The sequence below is a fragment of the Pseudomonas sp. A34-9 genome (assembly GCF_029543085.1).
Lineage (GTDB): Bacteria > Pseudomonadota > Gammaproteobacteria > Pseudomonadales > Pseudomonadaceae > Aquipseudomonas.
On sequence record NZ_CP119967.1, the window covers coordinates 5,350,714 to 5,375,209 of the forward strand.

23 protein-coding genes and 1 other RNA gene are annotated in these 24,496 nt (G+C 60.6%); 4 read left to right on the forward strand and 20 right to left on the reverse strand.

Going from position 1 to position 24,496, the window contains the following annotated elements; all coding sequences use genetic code 11:
* The 18 genes from lpxC to rsmI all read right to left on the reverse strand — a co-directional run bounded on the left by lpxC (nucleotide 1) and on the right by rsmI (nucleotide 19,539).
* Nucleotides 1-912 carry a UDP-3-O-acyl-N-acetylglucosamine deacetylase gene (lpxC, locus tag P3G59_RS23840; protein ID WP_007916984.1) on the reverse strand — a complete coding sequence of 304 codons (912 nt, stop codon included), beginning with the start codon at nucleotides 910-912 and terminating at the stop codon, nucleotides 1-3.
* Nucleotides 913-1,024: 112 nt separating this feature from the next.
* Nucleotides 1,025-2,221, reverse strand: a complete 1,197-nt coding sequence (ftsZ, locus tag P3G59_RS23845) for a cell division protein FtsZ (RefSeq protein ID WP_007916986.1) — start codon at nucleotides 2,219-2,221, stop codon at nucleotides 1,025-1,027.
* 68 nt (nucleotides 2,222-2,289) lie between these two features.
* Complete coding sequence (gene ftsA / locus P3G59_RS23850) at nucleotides 2,290-3,549, reverse strand: cell division protein FtsA (protein ID WP_208939834.1); 1,260 nt, start codon at nucleotides 3,547-3,549, stop codon at nucleotides 2,290-2,292.
* 15 nt (nucleotides 3,550-3,564) lie between these two features.
* Nucleotides 3,565-4,431, reverse strand: a complete 867-nt coding sequence (locus tag P3G59_RS23855; protein ID WP_277759214.1) for a cell division protein FtsQ/DivIB — start codon at nucleotides 4,429-4,431, stop codon at nucleotides 3,565-3,567.
* A 4-nt stretch (nucleotides 4,432-4,435) separates the two neighbouring features.
* A complete protein-coding gene (locus tag P3G59_RS23860; RefSeq protein ID WP_277759215.1) occupies nucleotides 4,436-5,395 on the reverse strand; it encodes a D-alanine--D-alanine ligase in 960 nt (319 codons plus the stop codon).
* Complete coding sequence (gene murC / locus P3G59_RS23865) at nucleotides 5,392-6,852, reverse strand: UDP-N-acetylmuramate--L-alanine ligase (protein WP_077574475.1); 1,461 nt, start codon at nucleotides 6,850-6,852, stop codon at nucleotides 5,392-5,394. Before murC ends, P3G59_RS23860 begins: the two co-directional genes overlap by 4 nt.
* On the reverse strand, nucleotides 6,845-7,915 hold the full coding sequence (gene murG, locus P3G59_RS23870; protein WP_277759216.1) for an undecaprenyldiphospho-muramoylpentapeptide beta-N-acetylglucosaminyltransferase: 1,071 nt from the start codon (nucleotides 7,913-7,915) through the stop codon (nucleotides 6,845-6,847). The genes murC and murG overlap by 8 nt, the downstream gene beginning before the upstream one ends.
* A complete protein-coding gene (gene ftsW / locus P3G59_RS23875; RefSeq protein WP_177431449.1) occupies nucleotides 7,905-9,116 on the reverse strand; it encodes a putative lipid II flippase FtsW in 1,212 nt (403 codons plus the stop codon). The genes murG and ftsW overlap by 11 nt, the downstream gene beginning before the upstream one ends.
* Before the next feature lie 2 nt (nucleotides 9,117-9,118).
* Nucleotides 9,119-10,465: a UDP-N-acetylmuramoyl-L-alanine--D-glutamate ligase gene (gene murD / locus P3G59_RS23880; RefSeq protein WP_277759217.1), complete on the reverse strand. Its 1,347-nt coding sequence runs from the start codon at nucleotides 10,463-10,465 to the stop codon at nucleotides 9,119-9,121.
* Nucleotides 10,466-10,470: 5 nt separating this feature from the next.
* Nucleotides 10,471-11,553 carry a phospho-N-acetylmuramoyl-pentapeptide-transferase gene (gene mraY, locus P3G59_RS23885; RefSeq protein ID WP_007917000.1) on the reverse strand — a complete coding sequence of 361 codons (1,083 nt, stop codon included), beginning with the start codon at nucleotides 11,551-11,553 and terminating at the stop codon, nucleotides 10,471-10,473.
* Nucleotides 11,553-12,920, reverse strand: coding sequence for a UDP-N-acetylmuramoyl-tripeptide--D-alanyl-D-alanine ligase (murF, locus tag P3G59_RS23890; RefSeq protein WP_277759218.1), 1,368 nt, complete (start codon nucleotides 12,918-12,920; stop codon nucleotides 11,553-11,555). Before murF ends, mraY begins: the two co-directional genes overlap by 1 nt.
* A complete protein-coding gene (locus P3G59_RS23895) occupies nucleotides 12,913-14,376 on the reverse strand; it encodes a UDP-N-acetylmuramoyl-L-alanyl-D-glutamate--2,6-diaminopimelate ligase (RefSeq protein ID WP_277759219.1) in 1,464 nt (487 codons plus the stop codon). Before P3G59_RS23895 ends, murF begins: the two co-directional genes overlap by 8 nt.
* The gene (locus tag P3G59_RS23900) at nucleotides 14,376-16,115 is read right to left on the reverse strand and encodes a penicillin-binding protein 2 (protein ID WP_171057288.1); all 1,740 of its coding nucleotides are present in this window, start codon (nucleotides 16,113-16,115) and stop codon (nucleotides 14,376-14,378) included. Before P3G59_RS23900 ends, P3G59_RS23895 begins: the two co-directional genes overlap by 1 nt.
* Nucleotides 16,115-16,408, reverse strand: coding sequence for a cell division protein FtsL (ftsL, locus tag P3G59_RS23905; protein WP_007917008.1), 294 nt, complete (start codon nucleotides 16,406-16,408; stop codon nucleotides 16,115-16,117). The genes P3G59_RS23900 and ftsL overlap by 1 nt, the downstream gene beginning before the upstream one ends.
* Entirely contained in the window at nucleotides 16,405-17,346 is a 942-nt protein-coding gene (rsmH, locus tag P3G59_RS23910) for a 16S rRNA (cytosine(1402)-N(4))-methyltransferase RsmH (RefSeq protein WP_085989806.1), read from the reverse strand. Before rsmH ends, ftsL begins: the two co-directional genes overlap by 4 nt.
* A 2-nt stretch (nucleotides 17,347-17,348) precedes the next feature.
* On the reverse strand, nucleotides 17,349-17,804 hold the full coding sequence (gene mraZ, locus P3G59_RS23915; RefSeq protein WP_042560992.1) for a division/cell wall cluster transcriptional repressor MraZ: 456 nt from the start codon (nucleotides 17,802-17,804) through the stop codon (nucleotides 17,349-17,351).
* A gap of 402 nt (nucleotides 17,805-18,206) precedes the next feature.
* Nucleotides 18,207-18,560, reverse strand: an RNA gene (gene rnpB / locus P3G59_RS23920) — RNase P RNA component class A.
* Between the two features lie 73 nt (nucleotides 18,561-18,633).
* Nucleotides 18,634-19,539: a 16S rRNA (cytidine(1402)-2'-O)-methyltransferase gene (gene rsmI, locus P3G59_RS23925; protein ID WP_277759221.1), complete on the reverse strand. Its 906-nt coding sequence runs from the start codon at nucleotides 19,537-19,539 to the stop codon at nucleotides 18,634-18,636.
* A 177-nt stretch (nucleotides 19,540-19,716) separates the two neighbouring features.
* On the opposite strand from rsmI, the gene P3G59_RS23930 reads away from it, so the two are divergent.
* From P3G59_RS23930 to P3G59_RS23945, 4 genes are all read left to right on the forward strand, one after another.
* A complete protein-coding gene (locus P3G59_RS23930; protein WP_277759222.1) occupies nucleotides 19,717-21,528 on the forward strand; it encodes a penicillin-binding protein activator in 1,812 nt (603 codons plus the stop codon).
* Nucleotides 21,528-21,890 carry a YraN family protein gene (locus P3G59_RS23935; RefSeq protein ID WP_277759223.1) on the forward strand — a complete coding sequence of 121 codons (363 nt, stop codon included), beginning with the start codon at nucleotides 21,528-21,530 and terminating at the stop codon, nucleotides 21,888-21,890. Before P3G59_RS23930 ends, P3G59_RS23935 begins: the two co-directional genes overlap by 1 nt.
* 104 nt (nucleotides 21,891-21,994) lie before the next feature.
* Nucleotides 21,995-22,588 (forward strand): phosphoheptose isomerase, encoded by a 594-nt coding sequence (locus tag P3G59_RS23940; protein WP_007917022.1) that lies wholly within the window; start codon nucleotides 21,995-21,997, stop codon nucleotides 22,586-22,588.
* Nucleotides 22,585-23,163, forward strand: a complete 579-nt coding sequence (locus P3G59_RS23945; protein WP_007917023.1) for a BON domain-containing protein — start codon at nucleotides 22,585-22,587, stop codon at nucleotides 23,161-23,163. The genes P3G59_RS23940 and P3G59_RS23945 overlap by 4 nt, the downstream gene beginning before the upstream one ends.
* 145 nt (nucleotides 23,164-23,308) lie before the next feature.
* Here the strand turns inward: P3G59_RS23945 and P3G59_RS23950 are convergent, their stop codons facing one another.
* Together P3G59_RS23950 and P3G59_RS23955 are read right to left on the reverse strand one after the other, a co-directional pair.
* Nucleotides 23,309-23,722: a ClpXP protease specificity-enhancing factor gene (locus P3G59_RS23950; RefSeq protein WP_007917024.1), complete on the reverse strand. Its 414-nt coding sequence runs from the start codon at nucleotides 23,720-23,722 to the stop codon at nucleotides 23,309-23,311.
* A 16-nt stretch (nucleotides 23,723-23,738) separates the two neighbouring features.
* Nucleotides 23,739-24,356, reverse strand: a complete 618-nt coding sequence (locus P3G59_RS23955; protein ID WP_007961620.1) for a glutathione S-transferase N-terminal domain-containing protein — start codon at nucleotides 24,354-24,356, stop codon at nucleotides 23,739-23,741.
* Nucleotides 24,357-24,496: the final 140 nt, after the last annotated feature.

A 24,496-nucleotide genomic window follows, 5' to 3' on the forward strand; every position in this document is an offset into this window, starting at 1 on the left:
TTACACCGCCGCAACCGGGCGCATGTAAGAGATTGGTGCGGTGCTGGCGTCTTCGAACGTCACCACTTCCCAAGCGTCTGTCTGCTCAATCAACTTGCGCAGCAGCTGGTTGTTCAGTGCATGACCGGACTTGAAGCCCTTGAACTCACCAATCAGGCTGTTGCCCAGCAGGTAGAGGTCGCCAATGGCATCGAGGATCTTGTGCTTCACGAATTCGTCTTCATAGCGAAGGCCGTCTTCGTTCAACACGCCATCGGCATCGACCACGATTGCGTTTTCAACGCTGCCGCCGAGTGCGAGGTTGTGCTTGCGCAGGTACTCGATATCACTCATGAAACCAAAGGTACGGGCGCGGCTGACTTCTTTTACGAACGAAGTGCTGGAAAAATCCACGCTTGCACTTTGGGTGCGGTCCCGGAATACCGGGTGATCGAAATCGATCTCGAAGCTCACCTTGAACCCTTCGAAAGGGACGAAAGTGGCGCGCTTGTCGCCGTCTTCCACTGTCACTTCACGCAGGATGCGGATGAATTTCTTGGCGGCGTCCTGTTCTTCCAGGCCTGCCGATTGAATCAGGAATACGAAAGGTCCAGCGCTGCCATCCATGATCGGGACTTCGGACGCGGAGAGCTCGACGTAGGCGTTATCGATGCCCAGGCCAGCCATGGCCGAGAGCAAGTGCTCTACCGTGTCCACTTTGACGTCGCCATTGATCAGCGTCGTCGACATAGTGGTTTCACCGACGTTTTCCGCGCGGGCAGGAATCTGCACCACAGGGTCGAGGTCAGCGCGACAAAACACAATGCCAGTGTCGACAGGCGCAGGCTTGAGGGTCAGATAGACCTTCTCACCGGAGTGCAGGCCTACACCTGTGGCACGGATAATATTTTTCAGTGTGCGTTGTTTAATCATGGCTTGGGCCGCTTCAGCGCAAATTGCGAACTGGTATCAACAAAGGCTGGCGATGATAGCAGACCATGCCTTTGCTGAACACCAATCACCTTCATAGCCCTGATACATTCCATCAATCGGCCTGACGACGCAGGAAAGCCGGGATGTCCAGGTAGTCCAGATCATCTTGCGGATTCATCTTCGCGGCAGCCGCAGCACCGGCCTGAGCCTGGTTGCGCATGACGGTCGGACGGTCCAGATCACGGTAATTCACCGCTGGCGCTTCCTGACGGGCCGCAGCCGGTTGTTGCACCTGAGCCGAAGCCATGGAGGTGTGAACAGTGTTGTCGATGACCTTTACAGGCTTCTCGATTTTCGCGCCCAGACCGGTGGCAACCACGGTGACGTGCAGCTCGTCGCGCATGTCCGGATCGATAACGGTACCGACCTTGACCATCGCGTGCTCAGAAGCGAAGGCTTCGATGATGCTACCCACGTCGGAGTACTCACCCAGGGACAGGTCAGGACCGGCGGTGATGTTCACCAGGATGCCGCGTGCGCCTTGCAGGTTCACGTCTTCCAGCAGCGGGTTGCGGATGGCCGCTTCGGTCGCTTCACGTGCACGGTTCGGACCGCTGGCGCAGCCAGTGCCCATCATCGCCATGCCCATTTCGCTCATCACGGTACGCACGTCGGCGAAGTCGACGTTGATCATGCCCGGACGCTTGATGATGTCGGAGATACCGCGAACGGCACCGGCCAGTACATCGTCAGCCTTGGCGAAAGCCGACAGCAGGCTTGCGTCTTTACCGAGGATGGTCAGCAGCTTCTCGTTGGGAATGGTGATCAACGAGTCGACGCTTTCGGAGAGCATGCGGATGCCTTCATCGGCGATCTGCATACGCTTGCGGCCTTCGAACGGGAACGGACGCGTTACTACAGCAACGGTCAGAATGCCCATTTCCTTGGCCACTTCGGCGATGATCGGCGCAGCACCGGTACCGGTACCGCCACCCATGCCAGTGGTGATGAACACCATGTTGGTGCCCTGCAGGACTTCGGCAATGCGCTCACGGTCTTCGAGAGCGGCCTGACGACCTACTTCAGGGTTGGCGCCAGCGCCCAGACCTTTGGTCACGCCGGTGCCCAGTTGCAGAATGGTGCGCGCGCCGATGTTTTTCAGCGCTTGAGCATCAGTGTTGGCGCAGATGAATTCAACGCCTTCGATGTTGCTCTTGACCATGTGATTGACAGCGTTGCCGCCGCCACCGCCAACACCGATAACTTTGATTACCGGGCTTGCGGGGATGTTGTCTACGAGTTCGAACATTTTCCCTCTCCTTACATTCTCTAGTTTTTTCGCCTACTGCTTTTTTGTTGCGGTGTTGCGGTAAAACGTTAGAAGTTGCCTTGAACCCACTTCTTCAATCGGTCCAGCAACGGCGCCTGTGGCTCGTCGTTGCTGTAGCTGTCGCGGCTGCCGATGCCGGAGAACGAAACCCCGTCGGACTGCTTTTGCAGGCCGTACATCAACAAACCAACGCCAGTGGAATAAATCGGGTTGCGCACCACGTCATCCAGGCCTTTGACACCGTGCGGCACGCCCAGACGAACTGGCATGTGGAAGATTTCTTCGGCCAGTTCAGTGGCGCCTTCCATCTTCGAGGTACCACCGGTCAGGACGATGCCGGCCGGGATCAGGTCTTCGTAGCCGCTGCGGCGCAGCTCGGCCTGGATCAGCGTGAACAGTTCGTCGTAACGCGGCTCGACCACTTCGGCCAGGGCCTGACGCGACAGTTCGCGCGGTGGACGGTCGCCGACGCTTGGCACCTTGATGGTTTCACCGGCACCGGCCAGTTTGGCCAGAGCGCAGGCGTAGCGGATCTTGATCTCTTCGGCGTACTGGGTCGGGGTGCGCAACGCCATGGCGATGTCGTTGGTCACCTGATCACCGGCAATCGGGATCACTGCCGTGTGGCGGATGGCGCCTTCGGTGAAGATCGCGATGTCGGTGGTGCCGCCGCCGATGTCGACCAGGCACACGCCCAGTTCTTTCTCGTCGTCGGTCAGTACCGAGTAGGCCGAGGCCAGTTGCTCGAGAATGATGTCGTCGATTTCCAGACCGCAGCGACGCACGCATTTTTCAATGTTCTGTGCGGCGTTGACGGCGCAGGTGACCACGTGAACCTTGGCTTCCAGACGCACGCCGGACATGCCCAACGGCTCGCGCACGCCTTCCTGGTTATCGATCACGTAATCCTGCGGCAGGGTGTGCAGCACGCGCTGGTCAGCCGGTATCGCAACGGCCTGGGCGGCATCAAGCACACGCTCAAGATCGGCCGAGCTGACTTCGCGATCACGGATCGCGACGATGCCGTGGGAGTTCAGGCTGCGGATGTGATTGCCCGCCACGCCGACGAACGCCGAGTGAATGCGGCAGCCCGCCATCAGTTGGGCTTCTTCGATCGCGCGCTGGATCGATTGCACGGTGGACTCGATGTTGACCACCACGCCCTTCTTCAGGCCACGGGACGGATGGGTACCGATCCCGACGATTTCCAGCGAGCCGTCGTCGGAGACCTCGCCGACCAGCGCCACCACCTTGGAGGTGCCGATATCGAGACCGACGATCATTTTGCCGCTTTGCACGTTTGCCATGGGTCCTGCCTCTTCTTAATTCTTTGCGACAGCGGGTTGGGCTGTCGTCGGCGCTACAGGTTCCCGCCAGCCAACAGCGAGGCCGTTGGCGTAGCGCAGATCGATGCGCGCAATGTTCGTAATCTGGTCTTTAAGCGTCTTGTCATAGATGGCGATAAAGCGGCGCATCTTTTCCACCAGGTTGCCGCGTCCCAGCAGCAACTCGATGCCGGGGCCGGAACTGCCGGCACCGGTGGTCAGGAACCAACTCCCGCGTTCACGCAATTCCAGGCGCGCAATCGAGAAGCCCAACGGCCGCAGCATCTGGCTCAGCACCTGATACTGCTGCATGACTTGCTGCTGAGCCCGTTGTGGGCCGAACAGCTGTGGCAGGTGTTCGTAGTTCGCCAGTTCCTTGGGCGTAAACGCCTGGCCCTGGTTGTTGAGCAACGATTCGTCGCCCCAACGCGCCACCGGCAGTTGTTCTTCGAGGCGAATCACCACCTGGTCCGGCCATACCCGACGTACTTCGGCGTGGGCGATCCACGGCATTTGCTCAAGCTCGGTGCGCATGCTGGCCAGGTCGATGGTGAAGAAGCTCGACGCCACATACGGGGCGATCCGCTGCTGCACCGCTTGCTGGCTGATGTAGCTCAGGTCGCCTTGCACGGCGATCTTGGTGATCGGCCGGTCGGCGTACGGCAGCAAACGTGTCGCACCTTCGTAAGTACCAAAGCCCAGCACCACCAACAGCACCGGCCAGAACAGGCTCTTCAGAAAGCTGAAATTGGCTTTCGGCAGGCGCGCGGACATCGGCTCTTTCGCCACCATACGGCTGGCACCCCGTGGCACCGGCTTGCGGCCGGGTGCGGGAGGCTGATGTCTGAGCTGAGCGCCTTGCATCGTCTTAACCTCGAGCGTCTTCAACACTGGCGGCCAGAATGGCCAGGACCAGTTGCTGGAAATCCAGGCCGGCCGCACGGGCCGCCATCGGTACCAGACTGTGATCGGTCATGCCCGGAGCGGTGTTCACTTCCAGGAACCAGAACTGCCCGTCGGCGTCCTGCATCACGTCCGCCCTGCCCCAACCGGCAATACCCAGCGCCTCACAGGCCTTGGCCGTGAGATCCATGAGTTCCTTTTCCTTGTCCGCATCCAGCCCGCACGGAATGCGGTACTGGGTATCGTTGGCGATGTACTTGGCGTCGTAGTCGTAGAACGTGTGCGGTGTACCCAGGGCAATCGGAGGCAACACCTGGTCACGCAGGGTGGCGATGGTGAACTCCGGACCTTGAATCCATTGCTCAACCAAGACTTGCGAATCGTAGGTACTGGCCGCTTTCCATGCGTCGATCAACTCGGACGCAGAACTCACTTTGGCCATCCCGATACTTGAACCTTCATGCGCCGGTTTGACGATCAAAGGGAAGCCCAGTTCCGTCGCCGCCGAAATACAATCGGCTTCGCTGCACAGCACGGCGTGACGCGGCGTCGGAATCCCGAGGCTGTGCCAGACCTGCTTGGTGCGTAGCTTGTCCATCGCCAATGCCGAAGCCAGAATGCCACTGCCGGTGTACGGAATGCCGGCCACTTCGAGCAGGCCCTGCATGGAGCCGTCTTCACCGCCACGGCCGTGAAGAATGATGAACGCACGGTCGATCTTTTCGCTGAGCAGACGTTGCAGAATGTCATCGCCAACGTCGATGCCGAACGCGTCCACGCCGGCGCTTTGCAGGGCGTCGAGCACGGCGTTACCGGATTTCAGCGAAACCTCACGCTCGGCACTCAAGCCACCGAAGAGCACGGCGACGCGGCCGAAGTCTTTCGGCGCAATAGTGGAGAACAGCTTGGCGTAGGCAGCAGTCATTTCAACTTCCCCTCGACCGACGCCGCCACGGCGCCAGCGAACAATTCACTTTTCAACAGCTTCGGCGCGAGACCGCCGATATCACCGGCGCCCTGGCACAGCAAAATGTCGCCAGCACGCAGCAGTGGCTTGACCAGCGGCGCCAGATCGACGCCACGCTCGATGTAGATCGGGTCGAGCTGACCGCGTTGACGAATGCTGTTGCACAGCTTGCGGCTGTCGGCGCCCGGGATCGGCTCTTCGCCGGCCGGATAGACTTCCATCAGCAGCAGCACGTTGGCGTCGGCCAGGACATTGACGAAATCGTCGTACAAATCACGGGTGCGGCTGTAACGGTGCGGCTGGTAAACCATCACCAGACGGCGCTCCGGCCAGCCACCGCGTACGGCTTTGATTACGGCAGCGACTTCGGTCGGGTGGTGACCGTAATCGTCGACCAGCATCACGTTGCCGCCGTCCACCGGCAGTTCGCCGTAGACCTGGAAGCGTCGGCCAACACCCTGGAACCCCGACAGGCCCTGAACGATGGCTTCATCGCTGACGCCTTCGTCGGTGGCGATGCAAATGGTCGCCAGCGAATTGAGGACGTTGTGGTTGCCGGGCATGTTCACCGACACGTCCAGCGGTTCACGGTCCGGACGCAGCACGGTGAAGAACGTCTGCATGCCTTGCTGGCGAATATTGATCGCGCGAACGTCAGCGTCTTCGCTGAAGCCGTAAGTCACGGTCGGACGTTTCACCAGCGGCAGGATTTCACGCACCACCGGATCGTCCAGGCACATCACTGCCAAACCGTAGAACGGCAGGTTGTGCAGGAATTCGACGAAGGTTTTCTTCAGTTTGTTGAAGTCACCGTCGTAGGTCGCCATGTGGTCGGCGTCGATGTTGGTGACCACGGCCACCAGCGGTTGCAGGTGCAGGAAGCTGGCATCGCTTTCATCGGCTTCGGCAATCAGGTAGCGGCTGGTGCCGAGCTGGGCATTGGTGCCCGCAGCATTCAGACGACCACCGATGACGAACGTCGGATCCAGACCACCGGCCGCGAACACCGAAGCGATCAGGCTGGTGGTGGTGGTTTTGCCGTGGGTACCGGCGACGGCGATGCCGTGGCGATAGCGCATCAGTTCGGCGAGCATTTCGGCACGCGGTACCACCGGAATGCGCCGCTCAAGCGCAGTCGCGACTTCCGGGTTGGAGGTGTTCACAGCGCTCGACACCACCAGCACATCGGCGGTCGCGGCGTTCTCGGCACGGTGGCCGATGAAGATGTGCGCGCCGAACGATTCCAGACGCTCGGTGACCGGCGAGGCTTTCAGGTCGGAACCGGAGACTTCATAGCCCAGGTTCAACAACACTTCGGCGATGCCACACATGCCCACGCCGCCGATGCCGACGAAGTGGATGCGACGGATGCGGCGCATTTCCGGTTGTGGCATGGCTTTCTGATTCTCAACCATGGGCCACCTCCAGACAGGTATCGACCACGCTACGGGTGGCATCGGGTTTCGCCAGACGGCGGGCCGCTTGGGCCATATCTTCGAGTCGTTGCGGTTGCATCAAGACCTCTGTCAGGCGCGCGGCAAGGTCCGCGGCACCAGTCGTTCTTTGCGGCATCAGGAAGGCAGCGCCTTCGCGGGCCAAATAATCGGCGTTGCGGGTCTGGTGATCGTCGATTGCGTGGGGCAAAGGCACCAGCATCGAGGGCAGACCGGCGGCAGCCAGCTCACTGATGGTCAACGCGCCTGCGCGGCACACCACCAGGTCAGCCCAGCCATAGGCCTGGGCCATGTCTTTGATGAACGGCTGCACCTGCGCATCGACGCCGGCGGCGCGGTAGCGCTCTGCAGTCACTTCATCGTGGTTTTTGCCGGCCTGATGAAACACTTCCGGGCGCAAATCGGCAGCGACTTGGGCCAGGGCTTCAGGCAGCAACTTGTTCAACGGTTCTGCGCCAAGGCTTCCGCCGAGGATCAGCAAACGCGCTTTGCGACCGGCCAGGGCTGGTCGCGATGTGTCGAGGAACAGCTCGCTGCGCACCGGGTTTCCGGTGGTACGGCGGGTGTCCGACAGAATAAAGGTGTCGGGGAACGCTTCACACACCCGGGCGGCGAACGGCACCAGCAACCGATTGGCGGTGCCGGCCACGGCGTTCTGCTCATGAACGATCACCGGCACGCCGGCCAGTTTCGCGGCAAGGCCACCGGGGCCAGTCACATAACCACCGAAGCCGACCACACACACCGGCTTCAAGCGACGAATGATCGCCCGCGCCTGCCATACCGATTTCAACAGCATGAACGGCGCCTTGAGCAGCGACAGCTTGCCCTTGCCGCGCAGGCCGGTAGCGTTGATCCGGTGCAGTTCCAGCCCTGCGGCCGGGACCAGTTCGTTCTCGATCCCGCGTGGCGTACCGAGCCAGTGCACGGTGTAGCCGCGCGCCTGAAACTCGCGGGCACAGGCCAGCGCCGGGAACACGTGGCCGCCGGTGCCGCCGGCCATGATCAATACGTTAGCGCCCATGATTCGGCTCCTCGGCGAAGTCGCTCTCATGGAATTCCATCTCTTCACTGCCCAGGTGGGTCCGACTCTCCCACTCGATCCGCAGCAACAAGCCGAGACAGGCACAGCAGATCACCAACGAGCTGCCGCCATAACTGAGGAACGGCAAGGTCAGACCCTTGGTTGGCAGCAGGCCGACGTTCACGCCGATGTTGATCAGGAACTGACCAATCCACAGGAACGACAGACCGTAAGCCACATACGCGGCGAAGAACTGCTTGGCTTTCTCGGCCCACAAGCCGATGTACATGCCGCGAATACACACGAACACGAACAGCGCGACGGTGCACAGCGAACCGACGGCGCCGAGCTCTTCAGCGAGAACCGAGAACACGAAGTCAGTGTGCGCTTCCGGCAGGTAGAACTGCTTCTGCACGCTGTTGCCCAGGCCGACGCCCAGCCATTCACCGCGACCGAACGCGATCAAGGCTTGCGACAACTGATAGCCGGCGCCGAACTGGTCGGCCCACGGGTCGGCGAAGTTGGTCAGACGCGCCATACGATACGGCTGCATCTGAATCAGCAAGACCACGGCCCCGACTGCCAATACCACCATCAGCGAGAAGCGGAACAGCCCGACCCCGCCCAGAAACAGCATCGCTGCCGCAGCGCCCATCATTACCACGGTGGCACCGAAGTCCGGCTCCATCAGCAACAAACCGGCCATCGGCAGCAGCACGATGAATGGCTTGAAGAAGCCCATCCAGCTCTCGCGCACTTCTTTCTGACGCCGCACCAGATAACCGGCGAGGTAAATCACCACGAACACTTTGGCGATTTCCGACGGCTGCACGTTGAAGAAGCTGAAACCGATCCAGCGCATCGAACCGTTCACTTCGCGGCCGATGCCCGGGATGATCACCATCACCAGCAAACCGAACGCACCAATCAACATCAGCCAGCCGAGGCGTTGCCAGGTGGCGATCGGAATCATCATGGTGACGATGCACGCGCCCAGACCGAGCACCACATAGATCAAGTGGCGGGTCATGTAATACAGCGCGCTGCCCGACTGTGCCGCGCCGACCTCGGTCGATGCCGAGGCGATCATGATCAGGCCCAGGCCGAGTAACGCCAGGCAACCGGCGAGCATCGGGAAGTCGAGGTCGATGCCGCGCCCGGTGATGATCGGCGATGGATACGGCTTGATGATATTGCGCAGGCTCATGCCAGATCCTCCACGGCGCGGACGAACTGGTGACCACGGTCTTCGTAATTCTTGAACATGTCGAAACTGGCGCAGGCCGGCGACAGCAGCACCACATCACCCGGCTGGGCGGCGGCACGGCATTGCGCGACGGCGTCGACCAGCGAATTGGCGCGAATCAAAGGCACGGCGTCGCCGATGGCCTCGCCGATCTTGTCGGAGTCGCGGCCCATCAGGATCACGGCGCGGCAGTTGGCCGCCACCGAATCGCGCAGATCGTTGAATTCGGCACCCTTGCCATCACCGCCGGCGATCAGGATTACCTTGCCGTCGATGTCCGCGCCGAGGCCTTCGATGGCCGCCAGCGCGGCGCCAACGTTAGTGGCCTTGGAATCGTTGTAGTAAGCGACGCCATCGAGATCACGCACCCACTGGCAGCGATGTTCGAGGCCGGCGAACGCGCGCAGGGCCGAGAGCATGGCGTCGAACGGCAAGCCCACGGCATGCCCCAGCGCCAATGCCGCGAGGGCGTTGGACTGGTTGTGTGCGCCGCGAATCTTCAGCTCACGCACCGGCATCAGGTTCTGGAATTCGAAGGCCAGATACCTCTCGCCGTCTTCTTCACGAATACCGAACGCCTTGAAATCCGGTTTGGTCAGGCCGAAGGTCCAGCATGGCTGGCCCTCGCCCATCAGCGGACGGCTCAGCGCGTCCTGACGGTTGACCACGAACTGCTTCGCACCACGGAAGATCCGGTGCTTGGCCAAGTGGTACGCCGGCAGACCGCTGTAGCGATCCATGTGGTCTTCGCTGATGTTCAGCACGGTGGCCACTTCAGCGTTGAGCTGGTCGGTGGTTTCCAGCTGGAAGCTCGACAGCTCCATCACGTACAGCTCGACGTCGTCGCTGAGCAGGTCCAGCGCCGGGGTGCCGAGATTGCCGCCGACGGCGACGCGTATGCCGGCCGCAGCCGCCATCTCGCCGACCAGGGTGGTCACGGTGCTTTTTGCGTTGGAACCGCTGATGGCCACGATCGGCGCCTGCGCGTTACGCGCGAACAGCTCGATATCGCCGGACAGTTTCACGCCACGGGCCGCAGCGGCTTGCAGGGCCGGGGTCGCCAGTGCCAGGCCGGGGCTCACGTAAAGCTCGTCGGCACGGCACAGGAATTCGACGTCCAGCTCGCCACAACGCACTTCCACGTGCGGATAGTCACGCTTGAGCGTGGCCAGTTCCGGTGGATTTTCCCGCGTATCCGCCACGGCAAACGACGTGCCCCGGTTCGCCAGGAAGCGAACCAGGGACATGCCGCTCTTGCCGAGGCCGACAACAATGCGGAAGTGGTCAGAAGCGATCAGGGACACTCGTTCTACCTCAGCTTCAGGGTGGCAAGGCCGATCAGCACGAGAATCACGGTGATGATCCAGAAACGGACGATCACGCGCGGCTCGGGCCAGCCCTTGAGTTCAAAATGGTGGTGGATCGGTGCCATGCGGAACACACGGCGACCGGTCAGCTTAAAGGACGCAACCTGAATGACGACTGACAGGGTTTCCATCACGAACACGCCGCCCATGATGAACAGGACGATTTCCTGACGGACGATCACCGCGATGGTGCCCAACGCTGCGCCGAGTGCCAGTGCACCGACGTCGCCCATGAACACTTGCGCCGGATAGGTGTTAAACCAGAGAAAGCCCAGACCGGCACCGATCAACGCACCGCAGAACACGATCAGCTCGCCCGCGCCCGGCACATACGGGATCAACAGGTATTCGGCGAATTTCACGTTACCCGACAGGTAGCAGAAGATGCCCAGACCACCGCCAACCATCACGGTCGGCATGATCGCCAGACCGTCGAGGCCGTCAGTCAGGTTGACCGCGTTACTCGAACCGACGATCACAAAGTAGGTCAGCACGATGAAACCGAGGCCCAGCGGAATGCTGTAGTCCTTGAGCATCGGCAGGATCAGCGTGGTTTCCACCGGGGTGGAAGCCGTCATATAAAGGAAGATCGCCGCGCCGAGGCCGAACACCGACTGCCAGAAATACTTCCAGCGGCTCGGCAGGCCACGCGAGTTCTTCTCGATGACTTTGCGGTAATCGTCGACCCAGCCGATGGCGCCGAACAACAGGGTCACCAGCAAAACAGTCCAGACGTAACGGTTGCTCAGGTCAGCCCAAAGCAATGTGCTGACACCGATCGAAGACAGAATCAGCGCGCCGCCCATGGTCGGGGTACCCGACTTGGACAGGTGCGATTGCGGACCATCGTTACGCACGGATTGACCGATCTGACGGTTCTGCAAAGTGCGGATCATCCACGGGCCATAGCACAGCGACAAAACCAGCGCGGTCAGCACACCGAGAATCCCGCGCAGGGTCAGGTACTGAAAGACCGCGAAGCCTTTGTAGAACTGTTGCAGATACTCCGCTAGCAGCAGCAGCATTAATGTTTCTCCAGACTGGACCCGCACAGAGCCGCAACGATGTTTTCCATCGCTGCACTGCGCGAACCCTTGATCAAAATGGTGGTGTTTGTGTCCTGCTCGGCGTCGAGGGCCTGAATCAGTTCGGCTTGGCTGCCGAAGTGATGCGCCTGCTCACCGAAAGCGTTTACGGCGTGAACCATGTTTGGTCCAACGGCATAAAGCGCGGAAACCTTGCCCCGGGCGTACTCGCCCACGTCGCGGTGCCCCTGCTCCGCCCAATCGCCCAACTCGCCGATATCTCCGAGCACCAGGACGGTGCGGCCGGAAAAGCCGGCGAGTATATCAACGGCCGCGCACATAGAGGTGGGGTTTGCGTTGTAAGTGTCATCGATCACGCGCATGCCGTTCTTCGCCAGCTGCGCGACGGTGCGACCCTTGACCGGTTGTACCGCGCCAAGCCCGGTAGTGATGCCGAACAGCGACACGCCCAAAGCGTGAGCGGCAGCGGCGGCGGCCATGGAGTTGGCGACGTTGTGGGTGCCGAGCAGGTTCAGTTGAACGCGCTCGACACCTTCAGGTGTGTGCAGATTGAAGGCCGGGCAACCACGGGCATCGGTGCTCAAGTCGCTGGCGTAGAAGTCCGCCTGCGAATTGCTCAATGCAAAGGTCAGCACTTTGCGAGCGCCCGCACGGGTCTTCCAGATACCGAAGGCTTTGTCATCGAGGTTGAGCACGGCGACACCATCAGCCGCCAGCCCATCGATGATTTCGCCTTTGGCTTCGACGATTTTTTCCGGCCCGCCAAACTCACCAACGTGAGCGGTGCCGGCATTGTTGAGGATCGCCACGTGCGGCTTGGTCAGCCCGACGGTGTAGGCGATTTCGCCAAGACGCGAGGCGCCCAGTTCGATCACGGCCGACGTGTGCTCCGGGGCCAGTTCGAGCAGGGTCAGCGGCGCGCCGAGGTCGTTGTTCAGATTGCCACGGGTGGCCAGCACCGGACCGCGCGTGCGCAGGATGCTCGCGAGCATTTCCTTGACGGTGGTCTTGCCGCTGGAACCGGTGATCGCGGCGACTGGCTGAGTGAAGGCCGCACGGTTCAGCGCGCCCAACTGGCCGAGCGCCTGACGGGTGTCTTTGACCAGCAGTTGCGGCAGCGTGCTGTCGGCGACTTCACGCTCGACCAGCGCAGCCACCGCGCCTTTGGCGGCGACGTCGTTCAAGTAGTCATGACCGTCGAAACGCGGCCCGGTCAGGGCAATAAACAGTTGCCCAGGCTGGATCGCACGGCTGTCGATGCTGACGCCGTCGAAGCTGGCATCGGCGGCGATCAAACGTGCATTGAGCGCGTTGGTCAATTCGCTGAGGTTCAGGGCCTTAAGCATGGGCTACCTCCCAAGCGGTCAGGGCGTGATCGGCCTCGACCAGATCGGAGAAAGCGTGGCGCTCGCCATTGATTTCCTGATAGTCCTCGTGACCTTTACCGGCCAGGACAATCACGTCGTCAGCCGAAGCACCGGCAATCAGTTGCGCAATCGCCTGGCCACGGCCGGCGACGAAGGTGACTTTATCCACAGCCGTAAAACCGGCGCGGATATCATCGAAAATCACCGCTGGATCTTCGGTACGCGGGTTGTCGTCGGTGACCAGCACCTGATCGGCCAGACGCTCGACCACTTCAGCCATCAACGGACGTTTGCCGCGGTCACGGTCACCGCCGCAGCCGAACAGGCACAGCAGCTGACCTTTGACGTGCGGGCGCAACGCGGTCAGGACTTTTTCCAGGGCATCCGGGGTGTGGGCGTAATCGACTACCACCAACGGCTGCGTGCCACCGCCAAGACGCTGCATGCGCCCGGCCGGGCCTTCAAGTTTCGGCAGCACTTTGAGAATTTCGTCGAGCGCGTAGTCCAGACCGAGCAAGGCGCCAACGGCGGCCATTACGTTGCTCAGGTTGAAGCGACCGAGCAAGGTGCTGCGCAGATGATGCTCACCCTGCGGCGTGACCAGCGTGGCGCGCACGCCGTGGTCATCGAACTGCGCTTCGCGGCAGTACAGATAGGCGCTGCTGTCGAGCAGGCTGTAGGTGATCAGGCGCGACTCACGTTTTTCAGCGGCCAGTTGCCGGCCGAATTCGTCGTCGAGATTGACCACGCGGCACTTCAAATCATTCCAGGCGAACAGCTTGGCCTTGGCCTCGGCGTACGCTTGCATGGTGCCGTGATAATCCAGGTGATCGCGGGACAGGTTGGTCATCACCGCAACGTCAAACGCCAGCGCAGTGACGCGGCCCTGATCCAGACCGTGGGACGACACTTCCATGGCCACGGCTTTGGCGCCGGCCTTTTTCAGGTCGCCCAAGGTCGCTTGTACAGCGATCGGGTTTGGCGTGGTGTGCAGACCGCTTTCCAGTGCGCCATAAAAGCCGGAACCCAGGGTACCGACAATGCCGCAATGCTGACCGAGCAAATCCAGCGCCTGCGCAACCAATTGGGTCACGCTGGTCTTGCCGTTGGTGCCGGTCACGCCGATCAGGTTCAGGTGATGGCTTGGCTCGCCGTAAAAACGTCCGGCGATGTCCGACAACTGCGCCGCCAGACCTTTGACCGGGATCAGCGGCACGTCAGTGATCGGCAGCACGGTGGCGCCTTCAACTTCATAAGCAACCGCAGCCGCACCACGTTGCAGGGCATCGGCAATGTGCGCACGGCCATCGAATTTGCCGCCGGGCACGGCGAGGAACAAATCGCCCGCGCGTACGTTGCGGCTGTCCAGCGCCAATTCACGGATCAACAGATCGTGGCCGGCGTGGGGGAATATCTTGTTCAGACTTAATGACATCAGCCGCGCCCTCCATTGGCTTTCAGCGGAACGACCGGGGTGGCGTTGGCTTGCTGCGTCGCCGGCAGGTTGTCCGGCGTAACGTTCATCAGGCGCAGGGTGCCGGACATCACACGGCTGAACACTGGCGCCGATACCAGACCACCGAAGTAGCCGGCCTTGGACGGTTCGTCGATCACGACCACGATGGCGTAACGCGGATCGCTCATCGGGCCGAAGCCGGCGAACAGCGAGCGGTAGGAGTTTTCCGCGTAGCCCTTGGTGCCGACCGACGTTTTACGTGCAGTACCCGACTTGCCCGCCACGTGATACGCCGGCACCTGTGCGCGGAACACGCCGCGTGGGGCTTCGATCACCTGAGTCAGCATGCCTTGCATGGTTTTTGCGACCGCTTCCGGCAGCACTTGCGTGGTCTGCGGTGGTTTGTCGGTTTTGATCAAGGTCAGTGGTGCGAGGCGACCATTGTTGGCCAATGCCGAGAACGCATGGACCAACTGGATCGCAGTCACGGAAATACCGTAGCCGTAAGACAGGGTCGCGGTTTCAGCCTTGCGCCACTCGCGGTAGTTCGGCAGGTTGCCGACACGTTCGCCCGGGAAGCCCAGGCCTGTGTCCTGGCCGAGGCCGACTTTCTGCGCGAGGCGGAAAATCGTTTCGCCGCCGATATCGAAGGCGACTTTACTCATGCCGACGTTACTGGAATTGATCAGAATGCCGGTCAGGTCGAGCACCGGGCCTTCGGTCTTGGAAACGTCCTTGATCGTGTACTTGCCGATCTGCAGGGAACCCGGATACACCTCGACGGTGTCGCTCGGTTTCCAGCGGCCGGTTTCGATCGCGGCGCTCATCGAGATGGCTTTCATGGTCGAACCCGGTTCGAACACGTCGATCATCGCGCGGTTACGCATCATCGCCGGTTGCAGGTTGCGACGGTTGTTCGGGTTGTAGGTCGGCTGGTTGACCATGGCGAGAATTTCGCCGGTCTTGACGTCCATGATCACCAGGCTGCCGGCCTTGGCGCCGTTCTCGATGATCGCGTTACGCAGCTCGCGGTTGGCCAAATACTGCAGACGCAGGTCAATCGACAACGCCAAGGGCTTGCCGGCCTTGGCGTTTTTGGTGACCTGGACATCCTTGATCAGCCGTCCGCGCCGATCCTTGATGACCTGTCGTTTGCCCGGTACCCCGGCGAGCCATTCGTCATAAGCCAGTTCGACACCTTCGCGACCGTGGTCATCAATGTCGGTAAACCCGACCATGTGCGCGGTGACTTCACCGGCCGGATAGAACCGGCGGAATTCTTCGATGCCGTAGACGCCCGGCACTTTCAGGTCGAGCACAGACTGGCCTTGCTCGGGGGTCAGCCCGCGCACCAGGTAAATGAATTCTTTGTTGGCTTGCGCCTCAAGGCGCTCGGTCAGGGCTTTCGGGTCCTGGCCCAGCGCAGCGGCGAGTGCCGGCCACTTCTCTTTGGCCGTTTGCATTTCCTTGGCGTTGGCCCACAGCGTGGTCACCGGAGTACTCACGGCCAAAGGCTCACCGTTACGGTCGGTGATCAGACCACGGTGAGCAGGAATCGGAATATGACGCAGACTGCGCGCGTCGCCCTGACCTTTGAGGAAGTCACGGTCAACCACTTGCAAATCGATGATGCGCCAGCAGATCGCCGCGACCATCACGCCGAGCAGCGCCACCATCAGGCGGAAGCGCCATGGGAACAGTGCGCCTTCGAGCTTCATCATGGCGCCACCATCTTCACGTCAGCCGCGCCGGGAATGTGCATTTTCAATTGTTCGGTGGCCAGCACTTCGATCCGGCTGTGCGCGGTCCAGGTGCTCTGTTCAAGAATCAGCCGGCCCCACTCGGCCTGCGCCTTGTCGCGCACGCTGAGTTCGTTGTAAAGGGTGTTGAGCAACTGCCGGTTCCAGTGCGCGCTGTACGATACGGCGATGGCCGACACGAGCACGCCGATGAACAGCAGCAGCATCAGAAAGCTGCCGCCGGGCAGTGGCTTGGCGAAAAGCTTGCTCACCGCAGCTTCTCCGCGACGCGCATGACGGCGCTACGGGAACGTGGGTTGGCTTTGAGTTCGGCGTCGGAGGCCGTCTGCGCTTTGCCATGGACTTTGATTTTCGGTTCGAACGCCACGTGGCGAACCGGCAGGTTGCGCGGCAGGTTGTCGGCTTCGCCTTTCACCAGCTTGCGCATGAACAGTTTGACGATGCGGTCTTCCAGCGAGTGGAAGCTGATCACGACCAGACGGCCGCCGATTTCCAGGGCGTCCAGCGCGGCTTCGAGGCCGGCTTCCAGATCACCCAGTTCGTTGTTGACGTGAATGCGCAAACCCTGAAATGCACGAGTGGCCGGGTTCTTGCCCTTTTCCCACGCCGGGTTGGCGACTTTCAACACTTCAGCCAGATCGGCAGTGCGCTCGAACGGCTTGATATCGCGGCGTTCGGCGACGGCGCGGGCCATGCGACCGGAGAATCGTTCTTCGCCGTATTCCTTGAACACCCGGGCGATTTCTTCAGCCGGCGCGGTGTTGACGAATTCGGCAGCGCTGATGCCACGAGACGGGTCCATGCGCATGTCCAGCGGACCGTCGTTGAGGAAACTGAAGCCGCGTTCAGCGTCGTCGAGCTGCGGCGAAGACACGCCCAGGTCGAGCAGAATGCCGCTGACCTTGCCGCTCAGACCCTGCTCGGCAACCACCGAACCGAGTTCGGCAAAGCTGCGCTGCACAACGACAAAGCGGCCGTCTTCGGCCGCTAGCGTTTGCCCGGTGGCAATCGCTTGAGGATCTTTGTCGAATCCGATGAGCCGACCGTCCGTGCCGAGCTGGCTGAGGATCAACCGGCTGTGGCCGCCGCGCCCGAACGTACCGTCCAGATAGCAGCCATCAGGACGTACGGCGAGAGCCTCGACGGCTTCGTCAAGCAGTACGGTGATGTGGTTAAAGCCGCTATCAATAGTCACAGGATCAAATCACGCAGTTCATCAGGCATCGCGCCCGGTTGTTGAATGGCAGCAAGGTCAGCGGCAGATACCGCGTTCCATGCATCCTCGTCCCACAATTGGAACTTGTTCAGTTGGCCTACCAGCATCGCTTTCTTATCAAGCTTTGCGTATTCGCGCAGACGCGGCGGGACCAGAAAACGACCACTGCCATCGAGCTCGAGGTCGACGGCGTTGCCGATCAATAAACGCTGCAAGCGACGGTTCTCTTCGCGAAGCGAAGGGAGGGCGCGCAACTTGGTTTCAATAATTTCCCACTCGTCGAGCGGATAGACACACAGACACGGATCAACGGCATCAATGGTCACGATCAATTGGCCGGAACTGCGCGAATCGAGCTCGTCACGGTACCGGCTCGGCATAGCGAGACGGCCCTTTGCGTCGAGACTGATAGCGTTAGCTCCGCGAAACACGTCTGCGTTTCTCCAATTTTTATCGTTTTGAGCTCAAAAAACCCACTTCATGCCACTTTCCGCCACTTGCGCACACTATAGGAATGCGCCCACCACACCGTCAAGGCGCGGATTAAAGGAAAACCCTTACAGAACGGAGATTTAGGAGCATAAAAGGAGGAGTAACGACAATCTGGCGCAGAGTTTCGACCCATAACTTGATGCAGCACTGATAGCTGCGCTCGAAAGTTAAAGTAATTTGTTAAGAGTAAGATTTTTTCGGTATTACAAAAGTGCTTCTGCTGTTGATTGAAGCAAGGTGGGAAATGGCTATTACTGCATTTGCCGCTGCCGAACTTTCAGAGCAGGCCTGCTGATATTACACAGCCCTGTCGCCAATGATTCAAGCAGGGAAAGAAAAAGGTGGAGAGTCGATCTGTAAGCCGGGTTCTGTCTTGAACAGTCATTCGTCTACGATGGCCATCACTGGACATCTTTAGCAACCTACCCGGTCCCAGCGCGGGCCACGCCTTGGGACCCTATTTGGTCTTGCTCCAAGTGGGGTTTACCTAGCCACGAACTGTTGCCAGACGTGCGGTGCGCTCTTACCGCACCTTTTCACCCTTACCGGCGCCGAAGCGCTTAGGCGGTTATTTTCTGTGGCACTTTCCGTAGGCTCACGCCTCCCAGGCATTACCTGGCACTTCGCCCTATGGAGCCCGGACTTTCCTCCCCCCCCTAATTTTCATAGAGGGCAGCGACTGTCCGATCGACTCTCCGCCGCGCAGGTTAACGGCAGAGCGCCTGAAGAACAAGCGCTAAAAGCCTCAAGACCGCTGTGGGCGACGGCTTACACGTCTTTTTGTTTGTCGAGCGCGACCTGATACAGCACGTTTTTACGCTCGCCGGTGATCTGCGCTGCCAAGGCGGCTGCGCGCTTGAGCGGCATTTCTTCGAGCAACAGATCAAGGATACGCATCGCCTCGCTGCTGACCGCGTCTTCAGACTCCGGCGCGGTCCAGCCGGCGACCAGCACTACGCATTCGCCGCGCTGCTGATTGCTGTCGGACTCGACGAACGCGCGCAGCTCGGCCAATGGCAGGCCCTTGAGTGTTTCAAAGGTTTTGGTGATTTCACGGGCGAGCAATGCCTGACGCTCACCGCCAAACACTGCTTCCATATCCTGCAGGCATTCAAGGATGCGGTGCGGGGCCTCGTAAAAGATCAGCGTGCGCGGCTCTTCTTTTACGGCTTCCAGGCGCGCCTTGCGCCCGACCGACTTGGCCGGCAGAAAACCTTCAAAGATAAAGCGATCGGATGGCAGCCCCGCAGCCGACAGCGCTGCGATAAGCGCACAGGCCCCCGGCACCGGCACCACATTGATCCCGGCCGCACGCGCCTGACGCACCAGGTGATAACCCGGATCGGAAATCAGCGGCGTCCCCGCATCGGAAATCAGCGCCACGTTATCACCGGCCAGCAAACGAGTAATAAAGCGACTACCTTCATCTCTTTCGTTGTGTTCGTGACACGCGGCCAGCGGCGTGCCAATCCCGAAGTGTTGCATCAGACGCGCCGAGTGACGCGTGTCTTCGGCAGCGATCAGCGCCACTTCGCGAAGGATTTTCAGGGCCCGGGCGCTGATGTCGTCCAGGTTGCCGATGGGCGTCGCCACCACATAAAGCGAGCCAGCAGCGGAATTCAAAGGACCTGGAGCAGTCAAAGCGCACACCTCGTGTTCGGTAAAAGCGGGCATTGTAGCGCGTCACGCGACGGGCGATACGCCTGAGCCAAACCCGGTTTTGCCCGCAGTTGTGTGCTGTCGCAACATTTACTCCAGCTAAATTGCCCGTTTCACGCCACTAACATCGCGCCCCGGCCAGTGCTTGGGTACAATTCGACGCTAATTTGATCGAGTATCAGGAACACTTACATGATCGCTTGCCTGCGGCTGTTCACTGCCCTCTGCCTCGCTGCCTTGTTGGCGGCTTGCGCCAGCTCCCCCTCCTCCAGCCTTGGCGAACTTCCACGGACCCCGGATGCCAGCATCGAGCAACTGCTCGAACAGGCTAGCCAGGCGAAAACCCCGGAAAAAGCCGCCCTGCTGCGCCTGAGCGCTGCGGATCTGGCTTACCGTCAGGGTAACGCCGGACAGTCCGCGCAGATCCTGCAACAAGTGCCGATGGAGCAACTCAAGCCCGGCCAGCAGATTTTTGCCAGCACCTTGAACGCTGAACTGGCGATGACGCGCAATCAGCCGAAAGCTGCGCTGACCGCCCTGAGCCATCCAAGCCTGCAACACTTGGGCGAGATGCCTGAAGAGCAGCAAGTGCGCACCGGCACCGTACACGCCCGCGCCCTTGAGGCCGACGGCCAGACGCTGGCTGCCGCCCGTGAGCGCGTGTTCATCGCCCCGATGCTGCAAGGCGACGCCGCGAGCAAGAACCACGAAGCGATCTGGACCCTGATTGGCTCGCTGCCCACCGATCAGCTGCAACCGAACACCACTGATGACCTCGGCGGCTGGATGGGCCTGGCCATGGCGGTGAAATCCGCGGGCACCCTGGAACAACAGCAAGCCGCGATCGACACCTGGCGCGCACAGAACCCAAAACACCCGGCCGCAATCAACCTGCCGCTGCCGCTGACCAAGCTCAAGGAACTGGCCAGCCAGCCGCTGAGCAAAATCGCCCTGCTGCTGCCGCAGGACGGCCCGCTGGCCGCTGTTGGCAAGGCACTGCGTGAAGGCTTCATGGCTGCGCACTACCAGGCTCAACAGGCCGGACAAAAACCGCCAGCGATCGAGTTCTACGACAGCTCGAAGCTGACCTCGATGGACGAGTTCTACCGCAAGGCTCAGGCTGACGGCGTGCAACTGGTTGTCGGCCCGCTGGAAAAACCACTGGTCAAACAGCTCAGCACCCGTCCGCAACTGCCGATCACCACCCTCGCGCTGAACTACAGCGAAGGTGATCAGGGTCCGGCGCAACTGTTCCAGTTCGGCCTGGCCGCTGAAGACGAAGCTCGCGAAGTCTCGCGTCGTGCCCGTGCCGATGGCCTGCACCGCGCCGCGATCATGGTGCCGAAAGGCGAATGGGGCGCCCGCGTACTGCGCGCCTTCAGTCAGGACTGGCAGGCTAATGGTGGCAGCATCGTAGCGACCGAGCGTGTTGATCAGCCGGTGCAACTGGCTCAGCAGATCGCCGACATGTTCCAGCTGCGTCAGAGCGAAGCCCGCGCCAAGAGCCTGCAAAATGCTGCCGGCACTAACGTTGCCGCACAACCTTCGCGTCGTCAGGACATCGAGTTCATCTTCCTCGCTGCCACCCCTCAGCAAGCGCAGCAGATCAAGCCGACCCTGAACTTCCAGTACGCTGGTGACGTTCCGGTTTACGCGACCTCGCACGTTTACAGCGCCAGTGGCGACGTCAACCAGTACAACGACATGAACGGCATTCGCTTCTGCGAAACCCCATGGCTGCTGGACAGCAGCGACCCATTGCGTCAACAAGTGGTTGCGCAGTGGCCGCAAGCCGCGGGCAGCCTCGGCCGCCTGTACGCCATGGGTGTCGATGCCTATCGCCTGGCGCCACGCCTGGGTCAACTCAAGGCGCTGCCGGACAGCCGCATCGACGGTGAGTCGGGCAGCCTCGGCATGACCCAGACCCAGCGCGTTGTGCGCCAGTTGCCTTGGGCGCAGTTTGTCAGCGGCCAGGTTCAGCGCCTGCCGGACACCCCGCGCTGATGCCCGACAGGTCACGCTCGCAAAGCGGCAAGGATGCCGAGCGCCAGGCGCTCGAGCATCTGCAACAACAAGGTCTGCGCCTGCTGGCGCGGAACTGGTTGTGTAAACGCGGCGAGCTTGATCTGGTCATGCTTGATGGCGATACAGTAGTATTCGTTGAAGTTCGCTACAGAAAAAACACTCAATGGGGTGGCGCGCTCGCTAGCATCGATGGGCGCAAGCAGCAGAAACTGATTTTCGCTGCGCAGTATTTTCTTCAGCGCGAGTCGCGCTGGGCCAATTCCCCCTGCCGCTTCGACGTGGTGGCCATCGACAGCCATCCGGATCAATTGAACTGGTTGCAGAATGCTTTCGACGGTTGATCGTCGGCGTTGCGACCCGGACAATCCCACCGACAAATTTTGCTCTTTGCTTTGCGGGCTGCACATTCATGTGCCGGACAGCCGCGCTACTTAAGGTCACACAGATGGACATGCAATCCCGAATTCGCCAGCTTTTCCAGGCCAGTATCGACACCAAGCAACAGGCGATGGACGTACTTGCACCGCACATCGAGCAAGCCAGCCAGATCATGGTCAACGCCCTGCTCAACGAAGGCAAAATGCTTTCGTGCGGCAATGGCGGCTCGGCCGGCGACGCCCAGCACTTCTCTTCCGAGTTGCTCAACCGCTTCGAGCGCGAGCGCCCGAGCCTGCCGGCCATCGCCCTGACCACCGACACCTCGACGATCACCTCGATCGCCAACGACTACAGCTACAACGAAGTGTTCTCCAAACAGATCCGCGCGCTCGGTCAGCCAGGCGATGTCCTGCTGGCGATTTCGACCAGTGGTAACTCGGCGAACATTATTCAAGCGATCCAGGCCGCACATGATCGCGAAATGATTGTCGTAGCTATGACCGGACGCGATGGCGGCGGCATGGCGTCGCTGCTGCTGCCCGAGGACGTAGAGATTCGCGTACCGGCCAATGTCACTGCACGTATTCAAGAAGTCCACTTGCTGGCGATCCATTGCCTTTGCGATCTGATCGACAGCCAACTGTTCGGGAGTGAAGAATGACCCCTAATCGCCTTGGCCTTCTGGCCTTGACCCTATGCCTCGGCATCAGCGGCTGCACCTCGGTGGTGAACGCCAGCCGTGAAGCACCGATCGACGACGACCGTGGCACGCGCACCTTCGGCAGCAAGATCGACGACTCGTTGATCGAAACCAAAGTCGGTGTGAACGTGGCCAAGGCCGACCCGGCCCTGGACAACGATTCGCACATCGTCGTCACCAGCTTCAACGGTGTTGTATTGCTGGCCGGTCAAACCCCTCGCGCAGACTTGAAAGCCAAGGCTGAGCAGGCGGCAGCCGCCGTCCAGCGGGTAAAAACCGTTCATAACGAACTGCAGGTCATACCGCCGTCCGGCTTCCTGGCTCGCCAGAACGACACCTGGCTGACCTCCAAGATCAAGACCCAGATGCTCACCGACGCCAGCATCCCTGGCTCGCGCATCAAGGTCGTGACCGAGAACGGTATCGTCTACCTGCTGGGCCTGCTGACCAAACAGGAAGCCACTCAGGCGACCAATCTGGTACAAGGCGTTTCCGGTGTGCAGAAGATTGTGAAGCTGTTCGAATACATCGACTGAACACCCGCGCCTGCAGGAGCTGTCGAGTGAAACGAGGCTGCGATCTTTTGATCTATCAAAACAAGATCAAAAGATCGTAGCCTTCGGCGGCTTCTACAGTTTTGTAACGCGCACAAAAAAGGCGATCCATCTGGATCGCCTTTTTTTATTTCACCACTTTCAGGCTTGGCCGGCCACTAGGGCGCGGCGGCTCGCTGTCCGGTGGCGGCAAGTCGTCATCCGACTCGATCTCTTCTTCGTCATCCATTGGCGACTCGAGATCGAATACCATACCCTGACCGTTCTCCCGGGCGTAGATCCCCAGGATCGCGCTGATCGGCACGTACAGACTGTGCGGGACGCCACCGAAGCGACCCTCGAAGGTCACCACGTCGTTGTCCATGTGCAGATGACGCACGGCACTCGGCGAGATGTTCAGGACAATCTGCCCGTCACTGGCGAAACCCTGCGGCACTTGCACCGCCGGGTATTCAGAGTTGACCAGCATGTGCGGGGTGCAATCGTTATCAACAATCCACTCGTAGAGCGCGCGGACCAGATAGGGTCGACTGGAGTTCATAGCGGCTCCTTAAGCCTTAGCGCATATCGCGTTCGACACCAGACAGACTCGCCTGGAAAGCCTCACGCGCAAACTGACGCTCCATATAATCAAGCAGCGGCTTGGCCGGCCGCGGCAGTTCAATACCCAGAATAGGCAAACGCCAGAGTATTGGTAATAGGCAGCAATCCACCAGACTTTGTTCCTCACTGAGGAAAAACGGCTTGTCGGCAAACAACGGCGACACACCCGTCAGGCTTTCACGCAATTCCTTGCGCGCCACGACTCGCGCGGCCTCCTTGGACTTGGGATCCAGAATCAGATCCACCAAACCACACCAGTCGCGCTGAATGCGATGAATCAGCAGGCGGCTGTTGGCACGCGCCACCGGGTAAACCGGCATCAACGGCGGGTGCGGGTAACGCTCATCCAGATATTCCATCACCACGGTCGACTCCCACAACGCCAGGTCACGATCGACCAGCGTCGGCAGACTGCCGTAAGGGTTTACCTCAATCAGTTTAGGCGGCTGGCGACCAGCTTCCACATAAATGATCTCGGCGCTGACACCCTTCTCTGCAAGCACAATGCGCACTCGGTGGGAATAGTGGTCGGCGGGGTCGGAGTAACAGGCCAACCGATTGGTCACGCCCATGGCGATCCTCCTCGCTTGTTGAATTTGTCGGAACCGGAAAAACGCGCGCGCCCAGAGGGCACCTCCCACAACGCCTGGCGAACCAGACGTTGCGTTATTGGAGGCGCCCTTGGGCGCGCGCGATTAACAGCAATGCTTGA

Excerpts from the sequence above, each read along its gene's own strand:
- P3G59_RS23930 (WP_277759222.1), top strand. The coding sequence starts at position 19,717 with ATGATCGCTTGCCTGCGGCTGTTCACTGCCCTCTGCCTCGCTGCCTTG.
- murC (WP_077574475.1), bottom strand. The coding sequence starts at position 6,852 with ATGGTTGAGAATCAGAAAGCCATGCCACAACCGGAAATGCGCCGCATC.
- P3G59_RS23855 (WP_277759214.1), bottom strand. The coding sequence starts at position 4,431 with ATGCAAGGCGCTCAGCTCAGACATCAGCCTCCCGCACCCGGCCGCAAG.
- P3G59_RS23895 (WP_277759219.1), bottom strand. The coding sequence starts at position 14,376 with ATGTCATTAAGTCTGAACAAGATATTCCCCCACGCCGGCCACGATCTG.
- lpxC (WP_007916984.1), bottom strand. The coding sequence starts at position 912 with ATGATTAAACAACGCACACTGAAAAATATTATCCGTGCCACAGGTGTA.
- P3G59_RS23935 (WP_277759223.1), top strand. The coding sequence starts at position 21,528 with ATGCCCGACAGGTCACGCTCGCAAAGCGGCAAGGATGCCGAGCGCCAG.
- ftsZ (WP_007916986.1), bottom strand. The coding sequence starts at position 2,221 with ATGTTCGAACTCGTAGACAACATCCCCGCAAGCCCGGTAATCAAAGTT.
- mraY (WP_007917000.1), bottom strand. The coding sequence starts at position 11,553 with ATGCTGCTGCTGCTAGCGGAGTATCTGCAACAGTTCTACAAAGGCTTC.
- P3G59_RS23940 (WP_007917022.1), top strand. The coding sequence starts at position 21,995 with ATGGACATGCAATCCCGAATTCGCCAGCTTTTCCAGGCCAGTATCGAC.
- P3G59_RS23950 (WP_007917024.1), bottom strand. The coding sequence starts at position 23,722 with ATGAACTCCAGTCGACCCTATCTGGTCCGCGCGCTCTACGAGTGGATT.
- murG (WP_277759216.1), bottom strand. The coding sequence starts at position 7,915 with ATGGGCGCTAACGTATTGATCATGGCCGGCGGCACCGGCGGCCACGTG.
- P3G59_RS23945 (WP_007917023.1), top strand. The coding sequence starts at position 22,585 with ATGACCCCTAATCGCCTTGGCCTTCTGGCCTTGACCCTATGCCTCGGC.
- P3G59_RS23955 (WP_007961620.1), bottom strand. The coding sequence starts at position 24,356 with ATGGGCGTGACCAATCGGTTGGCCTGTTACTCCGACCCCGCCGACCAC.
- P3G59_RS23860 (WP_277759215.1), bottom strand. The coding sequence starts at position 5,395 with ATGACTGCTGCCTACGCCAAGCTGTTCTCCACTATTGCGCCGAAAGAC.
- rsmI (WP_277759221.1), bottom strand. The coding sequence starts at position 19,539 with ATGCCCGCTTTTACCGAACACGAGGTGTGCGCTTTGACTGCTCCAGGT.
- murF (WP_277759218.1), bottom strand. The coding sequence starts at position 12,920 with ATGCTTAAGGCCCTGAACCTCAGCGAATTGACCAACGCGCTCAATGCA.
- ftsA (WP_208939834.1), bottom strand. The coding sequence starts at position 3,549 with ATGGCAAACGTGCAAAGCGGCAAAATGATCGTCGGTCTCGATATCGGC.
- P3G59_RS23900 (WP_171057288.1), bottom strand. The coding sequence starts at position 16,115 with ATGAAGCTCGAAGGCGCACTGTTCCCATGGCGCTTCCGCCTGATGGTG.